General features: G+C 68.0%; 26 protein-coding genes. 20 read left to right on the top strand and 6 right to left on the bottom strand.

What is annotated here, in order from left to right:
- The first annotated feature begins 78 nt into the window (after positions 1-78).
- A complete protein-coding gene (locus AC3WRN_RS11560; protein ID WP_068090662.1) occupies positions 79-1473 on the top strand; it encodes a replicative DNA helicase in 1395 nt (464 codons plus the stop codon).
- 118 nt (positions 1474-1591) lie between these two features.
- Complete coding sequence (gene radA / locus AC3WRN_RS11555) at positions 1592-2977, top strand: DNA repair protein RadA (RefSeq protein ID WP_068090660.1); 1386 nt, start codon at positions 1592-1594, stop codon at positions 2975-2977.
- A gap of 25 nt (positions 2978-3002) precedes the next feature.
- On the opposite strand, the gene AC3WRN_RS11550 is transcribed toward radA, so the two are convergent.
- Positions 3003-3803, bottom strand: coding sequence for a cytochrome C assembly family protein (locus tag AC3WRN_RS11550; protein ID WP_492623067.1), 801 nt, complete (start codon positions 3801-3803; stop codon positions 3003-3005).
- Positions 3804-3899: 96 nt separating this feature from the next.
- On the opposite strand from AC3WRN_RS11550, the gene ffh reads away from it, so the two are divergent.
- The 5 genes from ffh (at position 3900) to rplS (ending at position 7486) form a co-directional block, all read left to right on the top strand.
- Positions 3900-5279 (top strand): signal recognition particle protein, encoded by a 1380-nt coding sequence (gene ffh / locus AC3WRN_RS11545; RefSeq protein ID WP_492623066.1) that lies wholly within the window; start codon positions 3900-3902, stop codon positions 5277-5279.
- Positions 5280-5463: 184 nt separating this feature from the next.
- Entirely contained in the window at positions 5464-5718 is a 255-nt protein-coding gene (gene rpsP / locus AC3WRN_RS11540; protein WP_068097641.1) for a 30S ribosomal protein S16, read from the top strand.
- A gap of 2 nt (positions 5719-5720) precedes the next feature.
- Complete coding sequence (gene rimM, locus AC3WRN_RS11535; protein ID WP_492623065.1) at positions 5721-6236, top strand: ribosome maturation factor RimM; 516 nt, start codon at positions 5721-5723, stop codon at positions 6234-6236.
- A gap of 34 nt (positions 6237-6270) precedes the next feature.
- Entirely contained in the window at positions 6271-7044 is a 774-nt protein-coding gene (gene trmD, locus AC3WRN_RS11530) for a tRNA (guanosine(37)-N1)-methyltransferase TrmD (RefSeq protein ID WP_492623064.1), read from the top strand.
- Positions 7045-7090: 46 nt separating this feature from the next.
- Positions 7091-7486: a 50S ribosomal protein L19 gene (gene rplS / locus AC3WRN_RS11525; protein WP_068097651.1), complete on the top strand. Its 396-nt coding sequence runs from the start codon at positions 7091-7093 to the stop codon at positions 7484-7486.
- A gap of 89 nt (positions 7487-7575) precedes the next feature.
- On the opposite strand, the gene AC3WRN_RS11520 is transcribed toward rplS, so the two are convergent.
- Together AC3WRN_RS11520 and epmB are read right to left on the bottom strand one after the other, a co-directional pair.
- Positions 7576-9618: an EAL domain-containing response regulator gene (locus tag AC3WRN_RS11520; RefSeq protein ID WP_492623063.1), complete on the bottom strand. Its 2043-nt coding sequence runs from the start codon at positions 9616-9618 to the stop codon at positions 7576-7578.
- A 134-nt stretch (positions 9619-9752) separates the two neighbouring features.
- On the bottom strand, positions 9753-10775 hold the full coding sequence (gene epmB, locus AC3WRN_RS11515; RefSeq protein WP_068097659.1) for an EF-P beta-lysylation protein EpmB: 1023 nt from the start codon (positions 10773-10775) through the stop codon (positions 9753-9755).
- Between the two features lie 119 nt (positions 10776-10894).
- Between epmB and efp the strand changes: the two genes are divergently transcribed.
- The 7 genes from efp (at position 10895) to folE2 (ending at position 16659) form a co-directional block, all read left to right on the top strand.
- Positions 10895-11461: an elongation factor P gene (efp, locus tag AC3WRN_RS11510; RefSeq protein WP_068097662.1), complete on the top strand. Its 567-nt coding sequence runs from the start codon at positions 10895-10897 to the stop codon at positions 11459-11461.
- A 232-nt stretch (positions 11462-11693) separates the two neighbouring features.
- Positions 11694-13025 (top strand): TRZ/ATZ family hydrolase, encoded by a 1332-nt coding sequence (locus tag AC3WRN_RS11505; protein ID WP_492623062.1) that lies wholly within the window; start codon positions 11694-11696, stop codon positions 13023-13025.
- 13 nt (positions 13026-13038) lie between these two features.
- Positions 13039-13290: a YciI family protein gene (locus AC3WRN_RS11500; RefSeq protein ID WP_068097668.1), complete on the top strand. Its 252-nt coding sequence runs from the start codon at positions 13039-13041 to the stop codon at positions 13288-13290.
- Positions 13291-13368: 78 nt separating this feature from the next.
- Positions 13369-14073 carry a bifunctional 2-polyprenyl-6-hydroxyphenol methylase/3-demethylubiquinol 3-O-methyltransferase UbiG gene (gene ubiG / locus AC3WRN_RS11495; protein WP_492623061.1) on the top strand — a complete coding sequence of 235 codons (705 nt, stop codon included), beginning with the start codon at positions 13369-13371 and terminating at the stop codon, positions 14071-14073.
- Complete coding sequence (gene gph / locus AC3WRN_RS11490) at positions 14070-14750, top strand: phosphoglycolate phosphatase (protein ID WP_492623060.1); 681 nt, start codon at positions 14070-14072, stop codon at positions 14748-14750. Before ubiG ends, gph begins: the two co-directional genes overlap by 4 nt.
- Positions 14747-15601 (top strand): isoprenoid biosynthesis enzyme family protein, encoded by an 855-nt coding sequence (locus AC3WRN_RS11485; protein WP_492623059.1) that lies wholly within the window; start codon positions 14747-14749, stop codon positions 15599-15601. Before gph ends, AC3WRN_RS11485 begins: the two co-directional genes overlap by 4 nt.
- A gap of 110 nt (positions 15602-15711) precedes the next feature.
- Positions 15712-16659: a GTP cyclohydrolase FolE2 gene (gene folE2, locus AC3WRN_RS11480; RefSeq protein WP_492623058.1), complete on the top strand. Its 948-nt coding sequence runs from the start codon at positions 15712-15714 to the stop codon at positions 16657-16659.
- A gap of 239 nt (positions 16660-16898) precedes the next feature.
- On the opposite strand, the gene yidD is transcribed toward folE2, so the two are convergent.
- Positions 16899-17591 (bottom strand): membrane protein insertion efficiency factor YidD, encoded by a 693-nt coding sequence (gene yidD, locus AC3WRN_RS11475; protein ID WP_492623057.1) that lies wholly within the window; start codon positions 17589-17591, stop codon positions 16899-16901.
- On the opposite strand from yidD, the gene dksA reads away from it, so the two are divergent.
- Complete coding sequence (gene dksA, locus AC3WRN_RS11470; RefSeq protein WP_492623131.1) at positions 17476-18456, top strand: RNA polymerase-binding protein DksA; 981 nt, start codon at positions 17476-17478, stop codon at positions 18454-18456. The two genes, yidD and dksA, sit on opposite strands and share 116 nt — an antisense overlap.
- Positions 18457-18600: 144 nt before the next feature.
- Here dksA and AC3WRN_RS11465 read toward each other — a convergent pair whose 3' ends face one another.
- Together AC3WRN_RS11465 and cysS are read right to left on the bottom strand one after the other, a co-directional pair.
- Positions 18601-19032 carry a SufE family protein gene (locus AC3WRN_RS11465; protein WP_492623056.1) on the bottom strand — a complete coding sequence of 144 codons (432 nt, stop codon included), beginning with the start codon at positions 19030-19032 and terminating at the stop codon, positions 18601-18603.
- A gap of 74 nt (positions 19033-19106) precedes the next feature.
- The gene (gene cysS / locus AC3WRN_RS11460; protein WP_492623055.1) at positions 19107-20477 is read right to left on the bottom strand and encodes a cysteine--tRNA ligase; all 1371 of its coding nucleotides are present in this window, start codon (positions 20475-20477) and stop codon (positions 19107-19109) included.
- A gap of 194 nt (positions 20478-20671) precedes the next feature.
- On the opposite strand from cysS, the gene AC3WRN_RS11455 reads away from it, so the two are divergent.
- The 5 genes from AC3WRN_RS11455 (at position 20672) to AC3WRN_RS11435 (ending at position 24957) form a co-directional block, all read left to right on the top strand.
- The gene (locus AC3WRN_RS11455) at positions 20672-21199 is read left to right on the top strand and encodes a glycine zipper 2TM domain-containing protein (RefSeq protein ID WP_068097691.1); all 528 of its coding nucleotides are present in this window, start codon (positions 20672-20674) and stop codon (positions 21197-21199) included.
- 427 nt (positions 21200-21626) lie between these two features.
- Positions 21627-22634, top strand: a complete 1008-nt coding sequence (locus tag AC3WRN_RS11450; protein ID WP_492623054.1) for an N-acetylornithine carbamoyltransferase — start codon at positions 21627-21629, stop codon at positions 22632-22634.
- A 9-nt stretch (positions 22635-22643) separates the two neighbouring features.
- Positions 22644-23267: an FMN-binding negative transcriptional regulator gene (locus AC3WRN_RS11445; protein WP_492623053.1), complete on the top strand. Its 624-nt coding sequence runs from the start codon at positions 22644-22646 to the stop codon at positions 23265-23267.
- Positions 23264-23737, top strand: a complete 474-nt coding sequence (locus tag AC3WRN_RS11440; protein WP_492623052.1) for an OsmC family protein — start codon at positions 23264-23266, stop codon at positions 23735-23737. Before AC3WRN_RS11445 ends, AC3WRN_RS11440 begins: the two co-directional genes overlap by 4 nt.
- Positions 23738-23766: 29 nt before the next feature.
- Positions 23767-24957: an argininosuccinate synthase gene (locus AC3WRN_RS11435; protein ID WP_068097700.1), complete on the top strand. Its 1191-nt coding sequence runs from the start codon at positions 23767-23769 to the stop codon at positions 24955-24957.

Below are 24957 nucleotides of genomic sequence, written 5' to 3'. Positions count from 1 at the left end.
GATGCTGGAGGTGCAACCGCCCGCGGGATGTCGGCGCATGGCGTGCCGGTTGTCGGGTCATTCTGCAGAGGTAAGTCGATGTCCTTCGTGCCCGAACGCAAGTCCTCCTCGCCGGCCATCGAAGCGCTGCGGGTGCCGCCGCACTCGATCGACGCCGAACAGGCGGTGCTGGGCGGCCTGATGCTGGCGCCCGACGCGCTGGACAAGGTGGCCGACCGGCTCGGCGAGGACGATTTCTACCGCAAGGACCACCGGCTGATCTGGCGGGCGATCAACGAGCTGGCGAACAAGGGCATGCCGTGCGACGCGGTGACCCTGGGCGACTGGTTCGAGAGCAACGGCCTGGCCGAGATGGTCGGCGGCGCCGGCTACCTGATCGAGCTGGCCAACAGCACGCCCAGCGCGGCCAACATCACCGCCTACGCCGAGATCGTGCGCGAGAAGTCGGTGCTGCGCCAGCTGATCGACGCCGGCACCTCGATCACCGAGGACGGTTACCGGCCCGAGGGCAAGAGCGTGCACGAGGTGCTGGAAAGCGCCGAGCAGCGCGTGTTCCACATCGCCGAATCCGGCGCGCGCGGCAAGAAGGATTCCGTCTCGATGCGCGAGGCGGTGAAGGATGCGTTCCGCCTGCTCACCGAGCGCTACGAGAACCGCGGCCAGCTCACCGGCGTCACCACCGGCTTCACCGACCTGGACAACCTCACCTCGGGCCTGCAGCCGTCGGACCTGATCATCGTGGCGGCGCGCCCCTCGATGGGCAAGACCGCGTTCGCGCTGAACATCGCCGAGACCGCCGCGTTGCGCGCGAAGAAGGCGGTGGTGGTGTTCTCGATGGAGATGTCCGCCTCGCAGCTGGCGTTCCGCCTGATCTCCTCGGTCGGCCGCATCCACCAGCAGCACCTGCGCAACGGCGACCTGCAGGAGGAGGACTGGCCGCGCGTCTCCAACGCGATCTCGATCCTGTCCGAGGCGAAGATCTTCATCGACGACACGCCAAGCCTGTCGCCGGTGGAGTTGCGTTCGCGCTCGCGCCGACTGCATCGCGAGCACGGCGGGCTGGGCCTGATCGTGATCGACTACCTGCAGCTGATGCAGGTGCCCGGCAACAAGGAGAACCGCGCCACCGAAATTTCGGAAATCTCGCGCTCGCTGAAGGGGTTGGCCAAGGAGCTGAACGTGCCGGTGATCGCCCTGTCGCAGTTGAACCGTTCGCTGGAGCAGCGTGCCGACAAGCGCCCGATGATGTCCGACCTGCGCGAGTCCGGCGCCATCGAGCAGGACGCCGACGTGATCATGTTCATCTACCGCGACGAGTACTACAACAAGGAATCGGCCGACAAGGGCATCGCCGAGATCATCATCGGCAAGCAGCGCAACGGCCCCACCGACACCTGCAAGCTCACCTTCCTGGGCCACTACACCAAGTTCGAGAACTACGCGGCGGATTCGTTCGTCGGTTCGTTCGACTGAGCGGGGGAGCGGCGCGGCCGGCGGCGGAAGCCGACAGCTTTTGCCGCCGCCGCGTCTCGCCGTTTGCGATGGCCGCGGGCTAAGCTCGCTTCTTCCACGGATCCAGTCGGGAACCCGCATGGCCAAAGCCAAGACCGCCTACGTCTGCACCGATTGCGGCGCCGAGCACCCGAAGTGGCAGGGCGCGTGCGCCGAGTGCGGGGCGTGGAACACGCTCAGCGAGATCGTGCTGGCGCCGGCCTCGGCGGCGAAGCCGTCGGTGGGCGCGCAGCGCTCCAGCTACGCTGGCGCCGCTGCCGGCGCGCCGCGCATCACGCCGCTGACCGCGGTGGCGCTGACCACCGAGGCACGCACGCTAACCGGCGTCGGCGAGCTGGACCGCGTGCTCGGCGGCGGCCTGGTCGAGGGTTCGGTGGTGCTGATCGGCGGCGATCCGGGCATCGGCAAGTCGACCCTGCTGCTGCAGATGCTGGGCACGCTGGGCGGGCAGCTGTCCAGCGTGTACGTCACCGGCGAGGAGTCGCTGGCGCAGGTGGCCTCGCGCGCGCAGCGGCTCGGCCTGCCATTGGAGCCGCTGCAGGCGCTGGCCGAGACCTGCATCGAGCGGATCCTCGAACAGGCGGCGGCGAGCCGGCCGCGGGTGCTGGTGATCGACTCGATCCAGACCATCTGGACCGAGCTGCTCACCGCCGCGCCCGGTTCGGTGAGCCAGGTGCGCGAGTCCGCGGCCAAGCTCACCCGCTTCGCCAAGGAGACCGGCACCTCGGTGTTCCTGGTCGGCCACGTCACCAAGGAGGGCGGCATCGCGGGGCCGCGCGTGCTCGAGCACATGGTCGACGCGGTGCTCTACTTCGAGGGCGAATCCGGCAGCCGCTTCCGCGTGCTGCGCGCGTTCAAGAACCGCTTCGGCGCGGTCAACGAACTGGGCGTGTTCGCGATGTCGGACAAGGGCCTGCGCGAGGTGCCGAACCCGTCGGCGATTTTCCTGTCCACGCACGCCGGGCCGACCTCGGGCAGTGCGGTGATGGTCACCCGCGAAGGCACCCGGCCGTTGCTGGTCGAGGTGCAGGCGCTGGTGGACCAGTCCTCGCTGGGCAACCCGCGGCGGGTCACCCTGGGCTTGGAGCAGAACCGCCTGGCGATGCTGCTGGCGGTGCTGCACCGGCACGGCGGCGTGGCGGCGTACGACCAGGACGTGTTCGTCAACGTGGTCGGCGGCATCCGCGTGCAGGAGACGGCCGCCGACCTGCCAGTGCTGCTGGCGGTGCTGTCGTCGTTGCGCGACCGGCCGCTGCCGGAACACACCATCGCCTTCGGCGAAGTCGGCCTGTCCGGCGAGATCCGGCCGGTGCCGAACGGCGAGGAGCGCCTGAAGGAGGCCGCCCACCACGGCTTCCGCCGCGCCATCGTGCCGAAGGCGAACGCGCCCAAGAAGGGGCGCGTGGGCGAGATGGAAGTGGTCGGGGTGGAGCGGCTGGGCGAGGCGATCGACGCCTGCCGCTGAGCGGGCTGCCGGCCGGCGCGGATGCTCAGGGCAATGTTCGGTGCAGGATCAGTTCCAGCACGAATTTCGAGCCGAAGAACGCCAGCACCAGCACGGCCATCCCGATCAGGGTCAGGTTGACCGCGCGCGCGCCGCGCCAGCCGTGCCGCCAGCGGCCGTACAGCAGCACGCCGAACACCAGCCACGCCACGATCGACAGCACGGTCTTGTGTGCCAGGTGCTGGCCGAACAGGTTGTCGACGAACAGCACGCCGGTGAGCAGGGTCAGGGTGAGCAGCACGAAGCCGGCGCTGATCAGGCGGAACAGCAAGGTCTCAGTTAGCGTCAGCGGGGGCAGCGCACGCAGCCAGCGGCCGAACTGGCGGTGGCGCAGCGCGCGCTCCTGGATCGCCAGCAGGATCGCCAGCGCGGCGGCGATCGACAGCACGCCGAACGCGAGCAGGGCCACCGTGACATGCAGCTTGATCTGCCAGTCCATCGGCTGCGGCAGGGTCGTCGGTGCCAGGAAGCTGTCCACCGCGATGAGCGCAGCGGTCAGCGGAAACACGATCACGCCGAGCGCGGCGACCGGGCGCGAGGCGTTCACCAGCAGGGTCAATGCCGACACCACGAAGGCGACCAGCGACAGCGCGGCGAAGAAGTGCAGGTCCAGCGCGCCGCGATGCATGCCCAGCAGGATGCCGGCGTGGGTCAACACGGCGGTGCCGGCCAGGCCCAGCGCCAGCCGGTTCAGCGGCTGGCCGCCACCCAGCAGCGGGCGCGCCAGCCCGCCGGCAGCGGCGAGGTAGAGCACGATGGCGAGCAGGGCGAAGACGTGGATGACCATGGTCGCGCAGTGTCGCACAGGCCCGCGCCGGCGTGCATGCGAAGCCGGGCGGTCGCTCCGTTATAATCGGCCTCTTTCCCGTTTGCCGGTTCCGCCATGTTCGAGTCGCTCAGCCAACGCCTTTCCGCCACCGTCACCCGCCTGCGCGGCCGTGGCCGGCTGACCGAGGAAAACATCCGCGAAGCCCTGCGCGAGGTGCGCATCGCGCTGCTGGAGGCGGACGTGGCGCTGCCGGTGGTGCAGGCGCTGATCCAGCGGATCAAGGTGCGCGCGGTCGGCCAGGACGTGATCAAGAGCCTGTCGCCGGGCCAGGCGCTGATCAAGGTGGTCAGCGACGAGCTGACCGTGGTGATGGGCACCGCCAACACCGAGCTGAACCTGGCCCAGCAGCCGCCGGCCGTGGTGCTGATGGCGGGCCTGCAGGGCGCCGGCAAGACCACCACGGTGGCCAAGCTGGCGCGCCTGCTCACCGAGCGCAAGAAGAAAAAGGTGATGGTGGTCAGCTGCGACGTCTACCGTCCGGCCGCCATCGAGCAGCTGCGCACGCTGGCCGAGCAGGTCGGGGTGAAGTTCTTCCCGTCCGCGGCGGGCCAGGATCCGGTGCAGATCGCGAAGGACGCCATCGCCGCCGCGCGCCGCGAGGTGGTCGACGTACTGCTGGTCGACACCGCCGGCCGCCTGCACGTGGACGAGGCGATGATGGCCGAGATCAAGGCGCTGCATGCCGCGATCACGCCGATCGAGACCCTGTTCGTGGTCGACTCGATGACCGGCCAGGATGCCGCCAACACGGCCAAGGCGTTCAACGAGGCGCTGCCGCTGACCGGCGTGATCCTCACCAAGACCGACGGCGACGCCCGTGGCGGCGCGGCGCTGTCGGTGCGCTACGTCACCGGCAAGCCGATCAAGTTCCTCGGCGCCGGCGAGAAGAGCGACGCGCTGGAGCCGTTCCACCCCGATCGCCTGGCCCAGCGCATCCTCGGCATGGGCGACGTGCTGTCGCTGGTCGAGGAGGTCGAGCGCAAGGTCGACCAGGACAAGGCGCAGAAGCTGGCCCAGAAGGTGATGAAGGGCAAGCGCTTCGACCTGAACGACATGAAAGACCAGCTGGAGCAGATGGGCAACATGGGCGGCCTGGCCGGCCTGATGGACAAGCTGCCGGGCGTGTCCAGCCTGCCGGACAGCGTGAAGTCCAAGGTCAACGACGGCGAGATGAAGCGGATGATCGCGATCATCGGCTCGATGACCCAGAAGGAGCGCCGCCATCCCGATCTGCTGAACGGCTCGCGCCGCGCCCGCGTGGCGCGCGGCTCGGGCACCCAGCCGGCCGACGTCAACCGCCTGCTCAAGCAATACATGCAGATGGAAAAGATGATGTCCAAGTTGTCCAAGGGCGGCACCAAGGGCCTGCTGCGGCAGATGCGCGGCGCCATGAAGGGCATGGGCGGGATGGGCGGGCTGCCGCCGATGCGCTGAAAGAGCGAGAAGTGGGGAAGAGGAGCGAGGAGATGGAGAAAAGCAAAACGCCTTCTCTCACTCCTCTTCACCTCACTCCTGCTTCCCGACCCTTCCATTTTGACGAAAAACCGCTAAAATGCCCCGTTTACCGCGCACGGCTCTCGTGTGCCTGCCGCCGGTTCGGCAATTCTGGAGTTCTACCATGGTCAAGATTCGTCTTTCGCGCGGTGGCGCCAAGGGCCGCCCGTTCTACCACGTCGTGGTGACCGATCAGCGCAACAAGCGCGACGGCCGCAACATCGAGAACATCGGTTATTACAACCCGGTCGCGTCGGGCAAGGACAAGCGCCTCGAGCTGAACGTCGAGCGCGTCAAGGAGTGGGTGGGCAAGGGCGCCCAGCTGACCGACAAGGTCGCTGCCCTGGTCAAGGAAGCCGGCAAGCAGCAGGCTGCCTGAGCGTGACTGCAGCCGGTCGGCGCGTCCTGATCGGGCGCATCGTCGGGTTGTACGGCGTGCAGGGCTGGCTCAAGATCGAATCCTGGGCCGAGCCGCGCATGCGGATCTTCGACTACCAGCCGTGGCTGCTCGGTGCAGCGCCCGGCGCGGAGACGCAGGTCAGCGGAGTGAAGGGTCGTACGCAGGGCAAGGGCATGGTGGCCCAGCTGCCCGGAGTGGACGACCGGGAGCAGGCAGCGGCGCTGGTCGGTACCGACATCCATGTCGCCCGCGAGCAGCTGCCGCCTCCTGCGGAAGGCGAGTATTACTGGGTCGATCTCGAGGGACTCGAGGTCGTCACCACGGAAGGCGTGAAGCTGGGGCGGGTCAGTCACCTGTTCGCCACCGGCGCCAACGACGTGGTGGTGGTGAGGGACGGCGAGCGCGAGCGGCTGATTCCCTTCGTCCAGGGTTCGTATGTGCGTTCGGTGGATCTGTCCGCAGGGCGCATGGTGGTGGACTGGGATCCTGAATTCTGACGTCGCCGGGTCGCGGGCCCAAGGGTCAAGGATCATGCGCATCGATGTCGTCAGCCTGTTTCCCGACTTCGTGCGCCAGTGCGCCGCCGTCGGTGTGGTGGGACGCGCGCAGCAACGCGAGCTGCTGCAGGTGGAAACCTGGAACCCGCGCGACTACGCCACCGACAGGCATCGCAGCGTGGACAGCAGCGCGTATGGCGGCGGTCCGGGCATGGTGATGATGATCGAGCCGTTGCGCACGACCCTGGCGGCCATGCGCGCGGCGGCACCGGAACCGGTGCGTCTGGTTTATCTCAGTCCGCAGGGAGCGCGGCTGACGCAGGGCAGGGTGGAAGCGCTGGCGAAGTTGCCGCGCATCGCCTTGCTCTGCGGGCGTTACGAAGGTGTGGACGAGCGTCTGCTGGCGCACGAGGTCGACGAGGAGCTCTCCATCGGCGATTATGTGCTGTCCGGCGGCGAGTTGGCCGCCGCGGTGGTCATCGACGCGGTGGGGCGCTTGCAGGATGGCGCGTTGAACGACGCGCAGTCCGCCGAGCAGGATTCATTCTCGGATGGCCTGCTGGATTGTCCGCACTATGCGAAACCGGTGCACGATGCGCTGGGTTCCGTGCCGGAGGTGCTGCTGTCCGGCGACCATGCGGCGATCGCCCGCTGGCGCCTGAAGCAGTCGCTGGGACGGACCTGGCTGCGGCGGCCCGACTTGTTGTCACAGCGTGGACTGGATGCGGCATCCCGGACCCTGCTGGATGAATTCCGCCGTGAACATGCCTCGCGAGGGCAGGCACGGCAAGACGATGCGGCCGGGTGACGGTCGCAGCCATTGATAGCGATTTACGTGAACCGACAGGTGCGCCATGAACAAGATCATTGAACAGTTCGAATCCGAGCAGATCACCCGCCAGCTGCCGGAATTCGGCCCCGGCGACACCGTGGTGGTCAACGTCAAGGTGAAGGAAGGCAACCGCGAGCGCGTGCAGGCGTTCGAAGGCATCGTCATCGCCAGGCGCAGCCGCGGCCTGCACTCGGCCTTCACCGTGCGCAAGATCTCGCACGGCACCGGCGTGGAGCGCGTGTTCCAGGCGCACAGCCCGGCCATCGACTCGGTGGAAGTGAAGCGCAAGGGCAAGGTGCGCGGCGCCAAGCTGTACTACCTGCGCAACCTGGAAGGCAAGGCCGCGCGCATCAAGGAAGACATTGCCGCCGCCGCTGCCGCCAAGGCGAGCGCCAAGGCCGCTGCCGCTGCCGAGTAATCCGCGCCGCAGTTGCCGCAGCATGAAAAAACCCGCGGAGCGATCCGCGGGTTTTTTCGTGGGCGGCGCTGGCGCGGCTCGCCCGGCGCCTACTCCAGCCGCTGCGGTTGCTGCAGGAAGTTGCCCTGCACGAAATCCACGCCGCAGGCGAACAGCAGCGAGGTGCTGGTGGCGTCCTCGACCCACTCGGCGATGGTCAGGCGCTTCAGTTCGCGCGCCTGGTGGCAGATTTCGGTGATTTTCTTCTGGCTCTCCGGGTGCTGCGGCAGGTCGGCCATATAGCTGCGGTCGATCTTCAGGTAATCCGCGTCGACGTGGTTGAGCAACTGGAACGAGTTGAGGCCCGAGCCGAACTGCTCCAGCGCGAAGCGGCCGCCGAGCTTCTTCCAGCCGTTGACGAACTCCTGCGCGGGGCGCAGCAGCGTCATCACCTTGCTCTCGGTCATTTCCAGCACCAGCTGGCCGCGCTTCAGCCGGGCCTGCTTGAGTCGCTCGCCCAGCCACGCCAACAGCTGGTTGTCCTGCAGCGAGGCGGCGGTGAGCTTGATGAAGAAGGTGGTCTGCTGGCCTTGGCCTTCGCGCGCCTGCAGCGCCGTGATGGCCTGGTCGAGCACCCAGCGGTCGATCGCGCCGGTGAGGCCGTGCTTCTCGGCGATCGGCATGAAAAAGCCCGGCAGCACCTCGCCCTGCGGGCCGTTCATGCGCAGCAGGAGCTCGGAATAGTCGCCTTCGGCGTCCTGCAGGCTGATGGTCTGCTGGTGGTAGAGCACCATGCCTTCCCCGGTGAGCGCCTTGCGCAGCAGGTCCAGCCAGTAGCGCTCGCGTTCCTCGTCGGCCTTTTCGCGCGCGGCCGGATCGTGCAGCTCGACCTGGCTGCCGCCCAGGCTTTGCGCCGTGCGCAGCGCCTGGCTGGCCTGGTTGAGCAGCAGTTCGGTGTTCGCGTTCTTCTCGCCCAGCAGGCTGCCGCCGACGCTGGCGGTGACCGTGATCGAGCGCGAGCCGGCGTCGAAGATCTCGCTGCTGATGCTGTGCTGCAGCCGGGTGATCCATTCCTTGATCGCCTCGTCGGTGCGCGAATCCAGGATCACGCCCAGCGTATGTTCGGCGAGCATGCCGGCGACGTCGTCGGTGCCCAGCAGCATGCGGATGCGGTCGGCGAAGCCGGCCAACAGTTCGTCGGCCTTGCCCAGGCCGATGCCGCCCACCAGTGCTGCCCAGTTGTCCGGCTCGACCAGCAGCAGCGACTGGCCCTTCTTGCCCTTGGCGGCGGCGGTCACGGCGTCGTCGATGCATTCCAGCATGCGGGCGCGGTTGAACAGCCCGGTAACCTGGTCGCGCTGCAGCCGTTCGAGCATGCCGGGGTCGACCAACTGGCGGCGGAACACGATCTGCAGGCAGGGTTCGCCCTCGAACGTGGCCTGGGCGAACTCCACCGAGGCGTCGAACTGGCTGCCGTCGGCGCGGCGCGCATGCAGGGTGAGCTGGGAGGGCAGCTTTTCCTGCCGCGCGTGGCCCTTGAGCAGCGTCTTGAACTCCTCCGCATTGGCCGAGTCGATCATGTCCAGCACCGGCAGGCCGAGCAGGTCGTCGAAGTCGTCGTAGCCGAACGTCTGCAGGTAGGCGTGGTTGGCACGCACGTGCATGCCCTCGTGCACGTAGGCGATCGCGTCGGTGGAGGAATCCAGCAGCGCGTCGCAGCGGCGCTCCGATTCGCGCAGGGCGGTTTCCAGCCGGCGTACCTGGCGGCGCGTCTGCAGCGACTCGAACTCGCGCTGCAGCACCGCGACCAGCTGCTTCGGCTGGCTGCGCGAGGCGACGCCGCGGGCGCCGTGCACGAACAGGTCCGCCACGATCTGGTTGTCGATGTTGTTGACCAGGCCCATCAGCGCGTAGTCGCGACCGTAGGCATCGAGCACCTTGACCGCCTCTTCCAGGCCGATGCTGGTGATCGCTGGGTCGAACATCACCACGTCGGGCTCCAGCTCGTTCACCGCGGCCTGCATCTGTTCGACGTTGGTGGCGCGGGCCGGCCGCACGGCGATGCCGGTGTTGCGCAGCAGGCTGATGATCTGCTCGGCCTCTTCCAGCGAGCTTTCGATGAAGAGGATCTTGATGACGTAGTCTTTTTTCATGGGGCGTGATGCTGTCCGTTGATCATCGCGGGCGGTGCGGGGCGGCTTCGTCGGTCAGTCGCGACCTGTTGTTTGTAGCGGATTCCGCCACCTGTCGCCAGCAAAAAACTGCGCAACGGTGATCGCTGCCCGGTTCACAGAGGACGCTTGGAGGCGTCGCCGCCCACTTCGCGCACCAGCCGGGGCACCAGGTACCCGGGCAGCCGTGCGCGCAGCGCCTCCGTCAATGCCAGGGCGCGGTCGTCGTCGACCTCGAAATGGGCCGCACCCTGCACGCGGTCGAGCTGGTGCAGGTAGTACGGCAGCACGCCGGCGGCGAACAGCCGCTCGGACAGCGCCGCCAGCGTGTCGGCGTCGTCGTTGACCCCGCGCAGCAGCACGGACTGGTTGAGCACGGTGGCACCGGCAGCGCGCAGGCGCGCGCAGGCGGCGTCGACGCTGGCGTCCAGTTCATTGGCGTGGTTCGCATGCAGCACCACCACTTTCTGCAGCGGCAGGCCGGCCAGCCAGGCGACGAAGGCGTCGTCGATCCGTTCCGGCAGCACCACCGGCAGGCGGCTGTGGATGCGCAGGCGGGTGACGTGGGGCAGCCCGGCCAGGCCGTGGCCCAGTTCCTCCAGCTTGCCGGTGGCCAGCGCCAATGGGTCGCCCCCGGACAGGATCAGCTCGCTGATCGAGCGGTCCCGCCTCAGGTATTCCAGCGCCTGCCGCCACTGGCCGGCGGCGGCCATTTCCTCGCCGTAGGGGAAATGCCGGCGGAAGCAGTAGCGGCAGTTGATCGCGCAGCTGCCGCTGGCGATCAGCAGGGCGCGGCCCTGGTACTTGTGCAGCACGCCCTGCGCCTCGCGCGCGGCCAGGTCGCCGACCGCGTCGGCGACGAAGCCGGGCACCTCGTCCAGCTCGTCCAGCTGTGGCAGCACCTGCAGCAGCAGCGGGTCGCGCGGGTCGCCCTGGCGCATGCGGGCGACGAAGCCGCGCGGCACGCGCAATTGGAAGCCGGCATCCGCCGGCGGCAGCTGCCCGGCGAGGTGCGACAGCCCGAGCAGGGCCAGCAGTTCGCCGGCATCGGTGACGGCGTCGCGCCACAGCTGCCGCCAGTCGGCGCCGGCCGCCGCTGCGTCGGGTGTAATGCGTGCGCCGGGGCTTGCGGTTATCATGTATGGCCTTGTCTGGGCCGGCTGGCCCGTCAAACCACCTATTTTAGCCGCCGGCAGCGGCGCAGGGGCCCGTTTCGGGCCCTTGAACATTGAAATTCATATATCTCGGAGCTCATTGCATGGCCACCGCCGGTCTCAACGACGTCAAGAAGGGTATGAAGATCCTTCACAACAACGATCCGTGGATCATCACCGAAGCCGAGTTCATCAAGCCCGGCAAGGGCCAGGCGTTCACCCGCATCTTCATCCGCAACCTGAAGACCGGGCGCACCACCGAGCAGACGATGAAGTCCAGCGATTCGTTCGAGGTGGCGGACGTCACCGATACCGACATGCAGTACCTGTATTCCGACGGCGAGTTCTGGCACTTCATGCACCAGGAGTCGTTCGAGCAGCACCAGGCCGGCAAGGCCGGCGTGGGCGACGCGGCGAAGTGGCTGAAGGGCGAGGAGGAGTGCGTGGTCACGCTGTTCAACGGCGAGATCATCGCGGTACAGCCGCCGAACTTCGTCGAGCTGAAGATCGTCGAGACCGACCCCGGCGTGCGCGGAGACACCTCCGGCGGCGGCGGCAAGCCGGCCACGCTGGAAACCGGCGCGGTGGTGCGCGTGCCGCTGTTCGTGGGCACCGACGAGGTGATCAAGGTCGACACCCGCACCGGCGAGTACGTCAGCCGCGTCAAGTGACGTATTGGCCCGCGCGCTTGCGCGCGATTTTGCCGATACGTCATCCCTGCGCAGGCAGGGATCCAGTGAAACACTCGTGCGAAGCACACAAAGCCTTCGCCATGTTCCGGTGGAAAGGCGCTGGATTCCGGCTTTTCGCCGGAATGACGATACTGAGACGTGACGATTGGGGGCGGGCACCACTCCGGTGTGCCGCCCCTTCTCATATCCATCCTTTGCAAGCGAGTGAGCGATGAACCAGACCATCCCCCAGCCCGTCGACCTGATGATCGAAGCCCGCTGGGTGGTACCGATCGAACCGCATGCGGTGGTGCTGGAGAACCACGCGGTGGTGGTGCAGGACGAGCGCATCGTGACGTTGCTGCCGATCGCCGACGCGCATGCCGCCTACGCGCCGCGCGAGCGCGTTTCGCTCGCCGAGCACGCGCTGATCCCCGGCCTGGTCAACAGCCACACGCACAACCCGATGACCCTGCTGCGCGGCCTCGCCGACGACTTGCCGCTGATGGTGTGGCTGCAGCAGCACATCTGGCCGGCCGAGTCCAGGGTGATCGGGCCGGAGTTCGTGCGCGACGGCGTGGAGCTGGCGGTGGCCGAGATGCTGCGCGGCGGCACCACCTGCGCCAACGAGAATTACTTCTTCCCCGACGTGATCGGCGCCACCTACCGCAAGCTCGGTTTCCGCGCCGTGGTGGGCCTGCCGGTGATCGAGTTTCCCACCGCCTGGGCGAAGAGCCAGGACGAGTACTTCGAGCGCGCCGGCGAGGTGCACGACAGCTTCCGCGGCGACCACCTGGTCAGCACGGCGTTCGCGCCGCACGCGCCGTACACGGTGTCGGACGAGAGCTTCGAGCGCATCCGCATGCTGTCCGACCAGCTCGACATCCCGGTGCACCTGCACACGCACGAGACCGCACACGAGGTGGAGGACGAGAAGGCCAGGAGCGGGCTGCGCCCGTTCCAGCGCCTGCAGAAGCTGGGCCTGGTCAACGACCGCCTGATCGCCGTGCACATGACCCAGCTGACCGACGGCGAGATCGCCGCCTGTGCTGCGGCCGGCGTGTCGGTGGTGCATTGCCCGGAATCCAACCTCAAGCTGGCCTCCGGTTTCTGCCCGGCGGAAAAGCTGCGCCGGGCCGGCGTCAACGTGGCGCTGGGCACCGACGGTTGCGCCTCCAACAACGACCTGGACATGTTCGGCGAGATGCGCACCGCCGCGCTGCTGGCCAAGGCGGTCGCCGGCGACGCCGCGGCGTTCGACGCGGCGTTCGCGCTGCGCGCGGCCACGCTCAACGGCGCGAAGGCGATCGGACTGGAGGCGAGGATCGGCTCGATCGAGGTCGGCAAGCAGGCCGACTTCGCCGCCGTGCGATTGAGCGACCTGGAGACCCAGCCGCTGTTCCACGTCATCTCGCAGCTGGTCTATGCCACCGGCCGCCACCAGGTCAGCGACGTGTGGATCGCCGGCAAGCGCAAGCTGGCCGCGCGCGATCTGGTCGGCATGGACACCGCCGCGATCCTGGAGCGCACGCGCGCCTGGCGCGAACGCATCGCCTCGGCCTGACCCGGAGCCTTCGATGAACCGTTACCTGGTCCTGCTGATCCGCCGGCCGCACCTCGACCCGGCCGTGGTGCCGCTGCACCTGGCGTTCCTGGAGGGTTTGCGACAAGAAGGCCGGGTGGAACTGTCCGGCGGGTTCAGCGACAAGTCCGGCGGCGCCTACCTGCTGCACGCGGCGGACCTGGCCGAGGCGACCGCGCTCGTGCACGACGACCCGGCCCATGTCAGCGGCGGCTGGGATATCACGGTGCACGAATGGCTGGCCTGAAATGAGTGCGAAAATCAGGAAGCGGCCATCCATGGCCGCACTTTTCAATAAACTCGTGTACCCACCGTGGACTCGAACATGATCACCGCCAACGTCAACCCCGACGAGATTGCCCGCTTCGACAGCCTGGCGGCGCGCTGGTGGGATCCCGACGGCGAGTCGCGCCCGCTGCACGACCTCAACCCGGTGCGCGCCGCCTATATCGCCGCCCGCGTCGACCTGCGCGGGGCGAAGGTGGCCGACGTCGGTTGCGGTGGCGGCCTGCTCAGCGAGGCGCTGGCGCGCGCCGGCGCGAAGGTCACCGGCATCGACCTGGGTGACAAGGTGATCGACGTCGCGAAGCTGCACCTGCATGAATCCAGCCTCGGCGTCGACTACCGCGTGCAGTCCTCGGCCGAACTGGCGGCGGCCGAGCCGGAAAGCTTCGACGCGGTGTGCTGCATGGAGCTGATCGAGCACGTGCCCGATCCGGCGGCATTGGTAAGCGACCTGGCCGCGATGCTGAAGCCGGGCGGGCGGCTGTTCATGTCCACCCTCAACCGCACGCCGGCCGCGTTCGGCGCGGCGATCGTGGGCGCGGAATACGTGATGCGCATGCTGCCGCGCGGCACCCATCACTACGCGCAGTTCCTGAAGCCGTCCGAGCTGGGCCGCCTGCTGCGCCATGCCGGGCTGGAGCTGGAGGACGTTTCCGGGCTGGGTTACAACCCGCTCAGCCGCAAGGCCTGGCTGAGCCGGATCACCGCGATCAATTACCTGCTCAGCGCGTCCAAACCGGCATGAAGCCGTTGCCCGAAAACCTCCAGGGCGTGCTGTTCGACTTGGACGGCACCTTGCTCGACAGCGCACCCGACCTGTACGCCGCGCTGCGGGTACAGTGCGCGGAAGAGGGCGTGCCGCCGCCACCGTACGCGCCGGTGCGCGAGGTGGTGTCGCGTGGCGCGCGCGCAGTGCTGCGCTGTGCGTTCGCCGCGCGTGGCGAGCCGGCGCTGGAAGCGCTGATGCCGCGCTACCTGCAGCTGTACCAGGACGTGATGGCGCAGCAGACGCGCGCGTTCGACGGCATCGACGAGCTGCTGGCGCGGATCGAGGCGCACGGCCTGCGCTGGGGCATCGTCACCAATAAGGCGGCTTTCCTCACCGATGAGCTGGTGCGCCGCATCGGCTGGGCCGGGCGTGCGAAAGCGGTGATCTCCGGCGACACCCTGCCGGTGAAGAAACCCGACCCGGCGCCGGTGCTGTTGGCCTGCGAACACGCGGACGTGGCGCCGGCGCGCTGCGTATTCGTCGGCGACGACCGCCGCGACGTCCAGGCCGGTGCCGCCGCCGGCCTGTACACGGTGGCGGTGGGTTGGGGTTACCTCGACGGCGGCGATCCCCGCCGCTGGGGCGCCGACGCCGTGCTGGACCATCCGGCCGAGCTGGCCGAACTGCTGAAACTGCAACCGGTCCCGGCATGATCGAACTGGTCGAACAGAACGCGGTACTGCAGGGCTTCATCGACAAGTGGCTGGCGGTGCAGCCGCAGCAGCGCGTGGCGCTGGCCTTCGTCGATGGCCGGCGCTATCCCGGCCACGTGGCGCTGGCCGCGCTGGAACAGGAACTGCTCGGCGCCGCCTACGGCATCCGCGAGCCGCAGGTGGCGGTGGCCAAGCTCAACTGGTGGGCCGAGGAACTGGCCGGGGCGCCGGCCAGCGGCGGGCGCCATCCGCTGACCCAGGTGCTGTTCGACGAGGAGCGGGCGCATGCCCTCGCCGGCGAGCTGTGGCTGGCGCCGGTGCTGGCCGCGATGGCCCAGCTGGAGCAGGGCACCGCCGCCGACTTCCCCGCGCAGGTCGAGGCGGCGCTGCCGCTGCACGGTGCGCTGGCCGCGCTGGAAACCGCCTGGTGGTACGGCGCCGATGCGTCGCCGGAGCGGGCATCGCGGGTCGCCGTGCTGAACCATCTGCTGTATGCCCTGCTGCGGCTGGAGCAGGACGTCGAACGCGATCGTCTGCCGCTGCCGATGGCGCGGCTGGCCCGCCATGGCCTGGGCCGCGCGCAGCTGCGCACGGCCGGCGCGGCGCGGCAGCAGGCGATCAGGGCGCAGTTGGACGACCTGCTGGCCAGCTGGAAGGCATCGGCCGCCCTGGCCGGGCCGCTCAGCGTATTCCGCGCGCTGGAGTCACGCCACGCCAGCGGGCTGGCGCGGCGCGCGGCGCGGGCCGGCGATGCGCTGGCGGTATTGCGGGCCGGCCAGGCGCGCACCGGGCTGGCCACCGCGCTGCAGGCGTGGCAGGCCGCCCGTGCATGGCGTCGGCAGATGGCGTAGAACGACCCCGGGACGCAGCGTTTCCACCACGCCACTATTGAGCGGCGGCCGGCTTGCCCCAAGATTGAGCGCTTCACGGCGATCCGTTCGCCGATGCCAGGATCCCCACCATGCCGAACCAGGAAAATACCGCCCGCCTGCTGCCCGACGTCGCCGTGCACGCGCAGCCGCATCTCGCCGGCGCGCTGGACTGGGTCGGCATGGCCGACATCCAGGTGCCGGTGCTGTTCGACGCGGGCGACGGCCAGGCGCAGCGTGCCAGCGCCCGGGTCGGCGCCTTCGTCAACCTGAACCGGCCGGACAAGCGTGGCATCCACATGTCGCGCCTGTACCTGCAGGTCGAGCTGGCGCTGAGCACGCAGACGCTGAATGCGTCGATGCTGCATGCGCTGCTGCGCGGCTTCCTCGATTCGCACAGGGACCTGTCCGACCGCGCCTGCCTCAGCATCCATTTCGAGCACCTGGTGCGCCGCCCCGCGCTGAAGAGCGCCAACAGCGGCTGGCGCGCGTACCCGGTATGCATAGAAGCGAGCCTCACCGGCGACGAGTTCCTGCTCGAGTTCGGCACCGAGGTGGTTTATTCCTCCACCTGCCCGGCCTCGGCGGCGCTATCGCGCCAGTTGATCCAGGACCAGTTCGCGAATGACTTCGACGCAGGCAAGCCGCTCGACCACGCCGCGGTGCTGGCCTGGCTCGGCGGCGAGCGCGGCATCGTCGCCACCCCGCATGCCCAGCGCAGCGTGGCGCGCCTGCGTACCCGCCCGGTGATCGGCGCGGGCTTCCACCTGATCGGCCTGATCGACCGCGTCGAGCACGCGCTCGGCACGCCGGTGCAGACGGCGGTGAAGCGCGAGGACGAGCAGGCCTTCGCACTGGCCAACGGCGGCAACCTGATGTTCTGCGAGGACGCCGCCCGGCGCATCCAGAAGGCGCTCGACGCCGACGCCGCGTTGAGCGACTTCCACATCCGCGTCGAGCATCAGGAAAGCCTGCATCCGCATGATGCAGTGGCCTATGCGAGCAAGGGCGTGGAAGGCGGCTACGGCTCCACGCCGTGAGGTAGTCGCCGCGTAGGGCGGGCACTGCCCGCCGCTCCTGCATGTCATAAGCCGGCGGGCAGTGCCTGCCCTACAAAGGGTCCGCTCAGCGGTCGAATGCCAGTCGCTGCCCGCGCATGCTGTCGTCGACGGTCGAATCGTTCCACACGCGCTGGCCGTTGACGCAAGTGTTGACGCACGTCGATGCGGGCTTCGACCAGCATCCGGGTGATTTCCTCACTGCGTTCTTGATGAACCAGTCAGCGGACGTCGGGGGAATCTACTTGGGAACGACAGCGGGGGTAATGGAAGTGCTCGGGCACCGGGTCGTGACCACCGGTGCACAATGGCTGGCAGCGTAGCAGCCGCCAGCCAGCCAGCAGGCTGCCGCGCCACGGGCCGAAGCGCGTGACCGCAATCCGTGCATAATCGGAGCAGGTAGGGTGGAAGCGGCAGCGCGAACCAAGCAGGGGACTGAGCCAGCGCTTGTACAAACGCAGCATCCACAGTATCAATCGGGTCAAGGCATTCACGGCGCCGGCACGGCTTGCGGCAGGTAGTGGTACAAGTATTCCAGAAGCAAGCTTGCTGGTGTAGGACACATGGGCTATAACACCCGGCCGCCACGGCCAAAAACGGTGAAGGGATATGGCGAAAACGACGCGTAATTCGACCGCCGCCAAGGCGCAGAGGGGCAAGGCTTCGACCAAGGTGCGTGATGCCAGGGTCGGCAAGCCGAAGGCGGCAGCCAAGGGACGGGCGGTGGGCACCAGCAAGGCCCCCGCGAAGGCCGGCCGCAGCGCGGCGAAACCCGCCGGCAAGGCGGTGGCAAAGAAGGTGGCGGCCCGGAAGCCGGTGGCCGGCAAGAGCGCCGCCAGGTCGCCAGCGAAGAAGGCCGCTCCGGCGAAGAAGCCGGTTGCGAAGAAGGCACCGGTGAAGAAAGTGGCGGTCAAGAAGGTCGTCGCGAAAAAGCCTGCGCCGAAGAAGGCTGTCGTCAAGAAAGTGGCGGTCCACAAGGTCGTTGCCAAGAACATCAAGCCCAAGGGCAGCGCAGCCAAAAAACCGGTGGCGAAGCCCGCCGTCCAGCCGGTCGCCAGGAAAGCGGTGGCGCCTGCAAAACCGGTGGTCAAGCCGGCAGCCAAGCCGGCAGCCAAGCCGGCAGCCAAGCCAGCGCCGGCGGCCGCCGCCAAGAACGTATCCCCGGCACCCGCCAGCACCCTGTTCAAGGGCAAGGTGGCGAGTGCAACCGCCATGGTGACGCCGCGTGCAGCCCCAGCTGCCGCGGGCCATGCCTCTTCCTCCAAAAGCCCGAAAAACTCGTCGTCCTCAATGAATAAATCCGCTGCAAAGAAACTCGACAACGGCATCACCCGCGAAGATGGCCGGTATGCGCTGCCATCCACCAGCATCATCAACCTGCCCAAGGGATACCACCCCTCGTCCGACGAGGAGTACATGAATCCGATGCACCTGGCCTACTTCCGCGACAAGCTGCGCGACTGGCGCGATCAGCTGGTGGAAGAGTCGCGCCAGACCATGGACAACCTGCGCGAGGAAGTGCGTGATGTCGGCGACGAAGCCGAGCGCGCCACCCGCGAGACCGAGAACTCGCTGGAGCTGCGCACCCGCGACCGCTACCGCAAGCTGATCTCGAAGATCGACAAGGCGTTGCGCCGGATCGAGGAAGGCAGCTACGGCTTCTGCGAGGAGACCGACGAGGAAATCGGCATCGACCGTCTCGATGCGCGTCCGATCGCTACGCTGTCGCTGGATGCGCAGGAGCGTCGCGAGCACCTGCAGAAGCAGATGGGCGACTGAGCGTCGCTGCCGCGTCGCGAAAAAAGCCCCGCTCGATGCGGGGCTTTTTTTAAGAAGTGAGGGAAGAGGAGTGAGCAGTGAGAGAAGGCAACGGCGTGTTGCGCTCCAGCTTTTCTCTCACTGCTCACTCCTCTCCACTCACTCCTAACTCACCGCGGCGGCGGCGTAACCCTTCAGCTTCGCCAGCATCGCCGCCAGCCCGTTCGAGCGCGTGGGCGAGAGATGCTTGGCCAGGCCGATCGTGGCGATGAAGGCCGGCTCGGTGACGAGGATTTCCGCCGCCGGTCGGTCGGAATAGACGCGCAGCACCAGGGCGATCAGGCCGGACACGATCGCCGAGTCGCTGGCCGCCTCGAAATGCATGCGTGTGGCATCGCCGCTGGGCACCAGCCAGACCATCGACTGGCAGCCGTGCACGCGCCAAGCCTCGATCTTGTGTTCTTCAGGGAACGGCGGGAGCTGCCGGCCGAGATCGATCAGGTACTGGTAGCGCTCGGTCCAGTCGCCGAGGAAGGCGAATTCCTCGGTGATCTCCTGTTGTGCCTGTTCGGCGTTGGTGGTGGCGATGGCGTTCATGCGCATATTATCGCGCGGGTGCCGGCGATAAGCGAAATGCGCCGTCGCCCATACAGGGTGCGCTGTGGGAAGGATCAGGCCTTGGCGATGCTCCAGCGCGTGCCCTGGGCGCTGTCCTCGATGGTGACGTGCATGGCGGCCAGTTCGTCGCGGATCGCGTCGGCGCGCGCGAAGTCGCGGGCCGCGCGGGCGGCCTGGCGCTGTTGCAGCAGGTCCTCGATGCGTGCCGCGTCGACCGCATTCTCGCCCCGCCGGAACCACGCCTGCGGATCCTGCTGCAGCAGGCCGAGCAGGGCGCCGCCGCCGAGCAGGGCGGCTTTCGCCTCGGCGCTGCCGGACTGGCGCGCCGCATCGGCCAGCACGGACAGTTCGGCCAGCGCCTGCGGCGTGTTGAGGTCGTCGCACAGGGCCGCCTCGATGCGCTCCGGCACCGGCAATTCGCCGCCCGGCAGTTCGACCGCGGCCAGGTCGCGCAGCACGCGGTACCAGCCGTCCAGCGTGCTGGTCGCCTGGGCGATGGCGGCTTCCGACCAGTCCAGCGGCTGCCGGTAGTGGCCGCTGAGCAGACGCAGGCGCAGCGCCTCGGGCGGGTGCAGTTCCAGCAGGTCGTGCAGCAGCAGCACGTTGCCCAGCGACTTGGACATCTTGCGGCCGTCGAAGGTGAGCATGCCGTTGTGCATCCACCAGCGCGCGAAGGTCTTGCCGCCGTGCGCGCAGGTGGACTGGGCGATCTCGTTCTCGTGGTGCGGGAACAGCAGGTCGATGCCGCCGGCGTGGATGTCGATGGTCTCGCCCAGGTGCGCCGCGCTCATCGCCGAGCACTCGATGTGCCAGCCGGGGCGGCCGCGGCCCCACGGGCTGTCCCAGCCGGGCAGCTCCGGCGTAGACGGTTTCCACAGCACGAAGTCGCCGGGGCTGCGCTTGTACGGCGCCACGTCGACGCGCGAGCCGGCGATCAGCTCGTCGGTGTCGCGGCCGGACAGCTCGCCATAGGCCGGGAACGAGCCGACGTCGAACAGCACGTGGCCTTCGGCGGCGTAGGCATGGCCGCCGTCGAGCAGGCTCTCGATCATCGCGATGATCGGGCCGATGTGGGTGGTGGCATGCGGCTCGATGTCCGGCGGCGCCACGCCGAGCCCGGCCATGTCCTCGCGGTACGCCTGGGCGAAACGTTCGGTGATCGTGCCGATCGGCACGCCCTGCTGCTGCGCGGCGGCGTTGATCTTGTCGTCGACGTCGGTGATGTTGCGCGCGTACGCCACCTGCGGATAGTGCCGCCGCAGCAGCCGCACCAGCACGTCGAACACCACCGGTCCGCGCGCATTGCCGATATGCACGTAGTTGTAGACGGTGGGACCGCACAGGTAGATCGTCACGCGCTCGGGATCGAGCGGGGCGAACGGTTCGGTGCGGCGGGTGAGGCTGTTGTAGAGCGAAATCGGCATCGGTGGGATCCGCAACATGGGTGCGCCGGGCGGTGGCAGGGCGCGGCCAGCCCGGCATCTTAACAAGGTGTAAGCAGCCGGGTCGCGCAAGCCCCGCCAGGGGCGGATTCTAAGGGTGTATTCAGCGTGAATTTGCTGGAATGCTGCCAGTCCGCACGCAGATGCGCGCCGTTGTTCCGAAATTGGAGGTCGCAATGACCAAGCTGTGGCTTTCCGCACTGGCGCTCGCCCTGATGGCGTCCGGCGTCCATGCGCAGGACGCGCGTTACGCCAGCGCCGACGACAATGCCCATTACGGCTGGGCCGACGTGCTGCGGGCCGATCCGGTGCAGGCCGTCACCCGCACCGAAGTACCGCGGCAGGAGTGCTATGAGCAGCCGGTGGTGCGCCACGAGGGCGGCAACAGCACGGCCGGCACGGTGCTTGGCGCCGTGATCGGTGGCGTGCTGGGCAACACCGTGGGCAAGGGCGACGGACGCAAGGCTGCCACCGTGGTCGGCGCCGTCGCCGGCGGTGCGGTCGGCAACCGGGTGTCCGGCCAGGGGCGCGATTATGAGACGAGCCAGACCCAGTGCCGCCAGGTCAGTTCGGTCAGCGAGCAGCGCCGGGTCGTCGGCTACGACGTGGAATACCGCTACCGCGGCGAGATCTACACCTCGCGCCTGAGCTACGATCCCGGCGAGCGCCTGCGCGTGCGCGTGCAGGTCGAGCCGGCCGACTGACCCGCTCGCCGCTTCTGGAACCACAACGCCGCCACCCGTTGGCGGCGTTGTCGTTCCGGAGGCTGATTTTTTTGTTGCAAGGCAGCGAAATTGCCGCCATCATGGGCGCCAGTCATCCGGGTTCCGCAATGTCCACAGCCGTCTATACCGCCACCGTACTCACCAGCGCCCGCGCGGCCGCTGGCATGACGTCGCGTGCGCGCCGACCGCTGGGCGGATATTCGGCCGGGTAGGCAGTCGCACGCGTTTCACGTGCATCGACGATAAACCCGGCCTTCGTGCCGGGTTTTTTGTTGGTGCATTTTGCGCGGATCCGTCCGCGAAACCCCGGCCATCCGTGGCCGGACCACACAACCTGACGTGGATCCATCCACCCATCCCGGCCGTTCGTGGCCGGACGCATCGAGAAGAGCAAGGGCCTGACTTCATGAGCATTCGGCATTTCTTGACCACCCAGGATTACAGCCGCGCCGAGATCGACGCCCTGCTGGAGCAGGCCGCCGCGTTCAAGCGCTCGCCGCGCGGCCAGCAGCTGGCCGGCAAATCCGTCGCCTTGATGTTCTTCAACCCATCGATGCGTACCCGCACCAGCTTCGAGCTGGGCGCGTTCCATCTCGGCGGCCATGCCATCGTGCTGGCGCCGGGCAAGGATGCGTGGCCGATCGAGTTCGAGGTGGGCAGCGTGATGGACGGCGATACCGAGGAGCACATCGCCGAGGTGGCGCGCGTGCTCAGCCGCTACGTCGACCTGATCGCGGTGCGTGCGTTCCCGAAGTTCCAGGACTGGTCGGTGGACCGCCAGGACAAGGTGATCAAGGCCTTCGCGCAGTACGCCACGGTGCCGGTGATCAACATGGAGACGATCACCCATCCCTGCCAGGAGCTGGCCCACGCGCTGGCCATGAGGGAGCACCTGGGCGATCTCACCAAGAAGAAGTACGTGCTTACCTGGACCTACCATCCCAAGCCGTTGAACACCGCGGTGGCCAATTCGGCGCTGCTGATCGCCACGAAGATGGGCATGGACGTGACCCTGCTGTGTCCCACGCCCGACTACGTGCTGGACGAGCGCTACATGGCGTTCGGCCGTCTGAACGCCGAGCAGAACGGCGGCTCGCTCAAGGTCAGCCATGACATCGGGGAAGCCTACGCGGGCGCCGACGTGGTCTACGCCAAGAGCTGGGGCGCGCTGCCGTACTTCGGCCAGTGGGACAAGGAAAAGCCCATCCGCGACGCGCACAAGCACTTCATCGTGGACGAAGCCAAGATGGCGCTGACCAACAAGGGGCTCTTCAGCCATTGCCTGCCGTTGCGCCGCAACGTCAAGGCCACCGACGCGGTGATGGACGCGCCGTACTGCATCGCCATCGACGAAGCCGAGAACCGCCTGCACGTGCAGAAGGCGGTGATGGCGTTGCTGATCGGTCAGGGCTGAGGAGCGCTCATGTATACGCCAAAGCATTTTGTGGAAACCCGCGTCGAGGCCCTGCACGGGCTGATCCGCGCGTATCCGTTCGCCACCGTGGTGACCCGTGCGGCGGACGGGTTGACGGCGAACCACCTGCCGTTCGAGCTGGTTGGCGAGGTGCTGCACGGCCATATCGCCCGCGGCAACGAACTGGCGCAGCTGGATGGCGCCGAGGTGTTGCTGATCTTCCAGGGGCCGGACGGCTACATCAGCCCGAACTGGTACCCGAGCAAGCACGAGACCGGGCGCGAAGTGCCGACGTGGAACTATGCAGTAGTGCACGTGCACGGCCGCCTGCGGGTGATCGACGACGCCATCTGGCTGCGTCGCCTGCTGGAAACACTGACCGATCACCATGAGGCCGGCCAGCCGCAGCCGTGGAAGATCACGGATGCGCCGGACGATCACATCGAGAAGTCGCTGCGCGCGATCGTCGGCCTCGAGGTCGCGATCGGGCGCATCGAGGGCAAGTTCAAGCTGAGCCAGAACCATCCCGCGCGCAACCGCGCCGGCGTGGTCGCCGGCCTGCGCGAGCGCGACGGCGACGGTGACGCGGAGCTGGCCGCGTTGATGGCTGAGCAAGAGGAATCGAAACCGTGAACCACCAGCATCACTACCGCGTCGACGTGGAGTGGACCGGCAACCTCGGCAGCGGTACGGACGGCTATCGCAGCTACAGCCGCGACCACGTGATCCGCATCGACGGCAAGCCGGCGATCGCCGGTTCGTCCGACCCCACGTTCCGCGGCGATGCCGCCAGGCACAACCCCGAGGACATGCTGGTGGCTGCGCTGTCGACCTGCCACATGCTGTCCTACCTGCACATGGCCACCGTGGCCGGCGTGGTGGTGACCGCCTACGCGGACGCTGCCGAAGGCACGATGGCCACCGAAGGCGACGGCGGCCGTTTCGCCGAGGTGGTGCTGCATCCCACCGTGACCATCAGCGCCGCCAGCGACCCGGTCAGGGCCGAGGCTGCACACGAAACGGCGCACCATGCCTGCTTCATCGCCAATTCCGTGAATTTCCCGGTGCGCTGCGAGCCGCGCATCGTCGTTGAATCCGCCTGACCTTCCCATCTTTCCAGGATCAGCAAACCATGAGCAAAGACATCGTCCTCGCCTTCTCCGGCGGCCTCGACACCAGCTTCTGCGTGCCCTACCTCAAGGAGCGCGGCTGGGCCGTGCACACCGTGTTCGCCGACACCGGCGGTGTGGATGCGGAGGAACGCGCCTTCATCGAGCACCGCGCGCAGGAACTGGGCGTGGCCAGCCATGTCACCGTGGATGGCGGCCCGGCGATCTGGGCTGGCTTTGTGAAGCCCTTCGTGTGGGCGGGCGAGGGCTACCAGGGCCAGTACCCGCTGCTGGTGTCCGACCGCTACCTGATCGTCGAGGCTGCGCTGAAGCGCGCCGCCGAACTGGGCACGAAGGCCATCGCGCACGGCTGCACCGGCATGGGCAACGACCAGGTGCGCTTCGACCTCGCGGTGAAGTCGCTCGGCGACTACGAGATCGTGGCGCCGATCCGCGAGATCCAGAAGGAGCACACGCAGACGCGCGCCTACGAGCAGAAGTTCCTGGAGGAGCGCGGCTTCGGCGTGCGCGCCAAGCAGCAGGCCTACACCATCAACGAAAACCTGCTGGGCGTCACCATGTCCGGCGGCGAGATCGACAAGTGGGAAGCCCCGGGCGAGGGCGCGCGCGGCTGGTGCAAGCCGCGCGCCGAATGGCCGGCCGCACCGCTACGCGTGAAGATCGGCTTCGAGAAGGGCGAGGCGGTGTCGCTGGACGGCGAGAAGCTCGCCGGCCACCAGCTGCTGGCGAAGCTCAATGCGCTGTTCGCGCCCTACGGCGTGGGCCGCGGCCTCTATACCGGCGACACCACCATTGGCCTCAAGGGCCGCATCATCTTCGAGGCGCCGGGCCTGATCTCGCTGCTGACGGCGCATCGTGCGCTGGAAGAGGCCGTGCTGAGCAAGCAGCAGAACCGCTTCAAGCCTGACGTGGCGCGCAAGTGGGTGGAGGTGGTGTATGAGGGCTTCTTCCATGACCCGCTGAAGGCCGACCTGGAGGCCTTCCTCGCTTCCAGCCAGTCCACCGTCAACGGCGAGGTTACGTTGGAGACGAACGGCGGCGTGGTCAACGCCGTGGCCGTCGCGTCGAAGCACATCCTCAACGCCAAGGGCGCCACCTATGCGCAATCGGCCGACTGGGGCGTGGCCGAGGCCGAGGGCTTCATCAAGCTGTTCGGCATGAGCAGCACGCTGTGGGCGGAGGTCAACCGCTGA

This window comes from Rhodanobacter sp. FW101-FHT13A11 (genome assembly GCF_058790335.1).
This window is presented reverse-complemented; position numbering and strand designations above follow the sequence as displayed.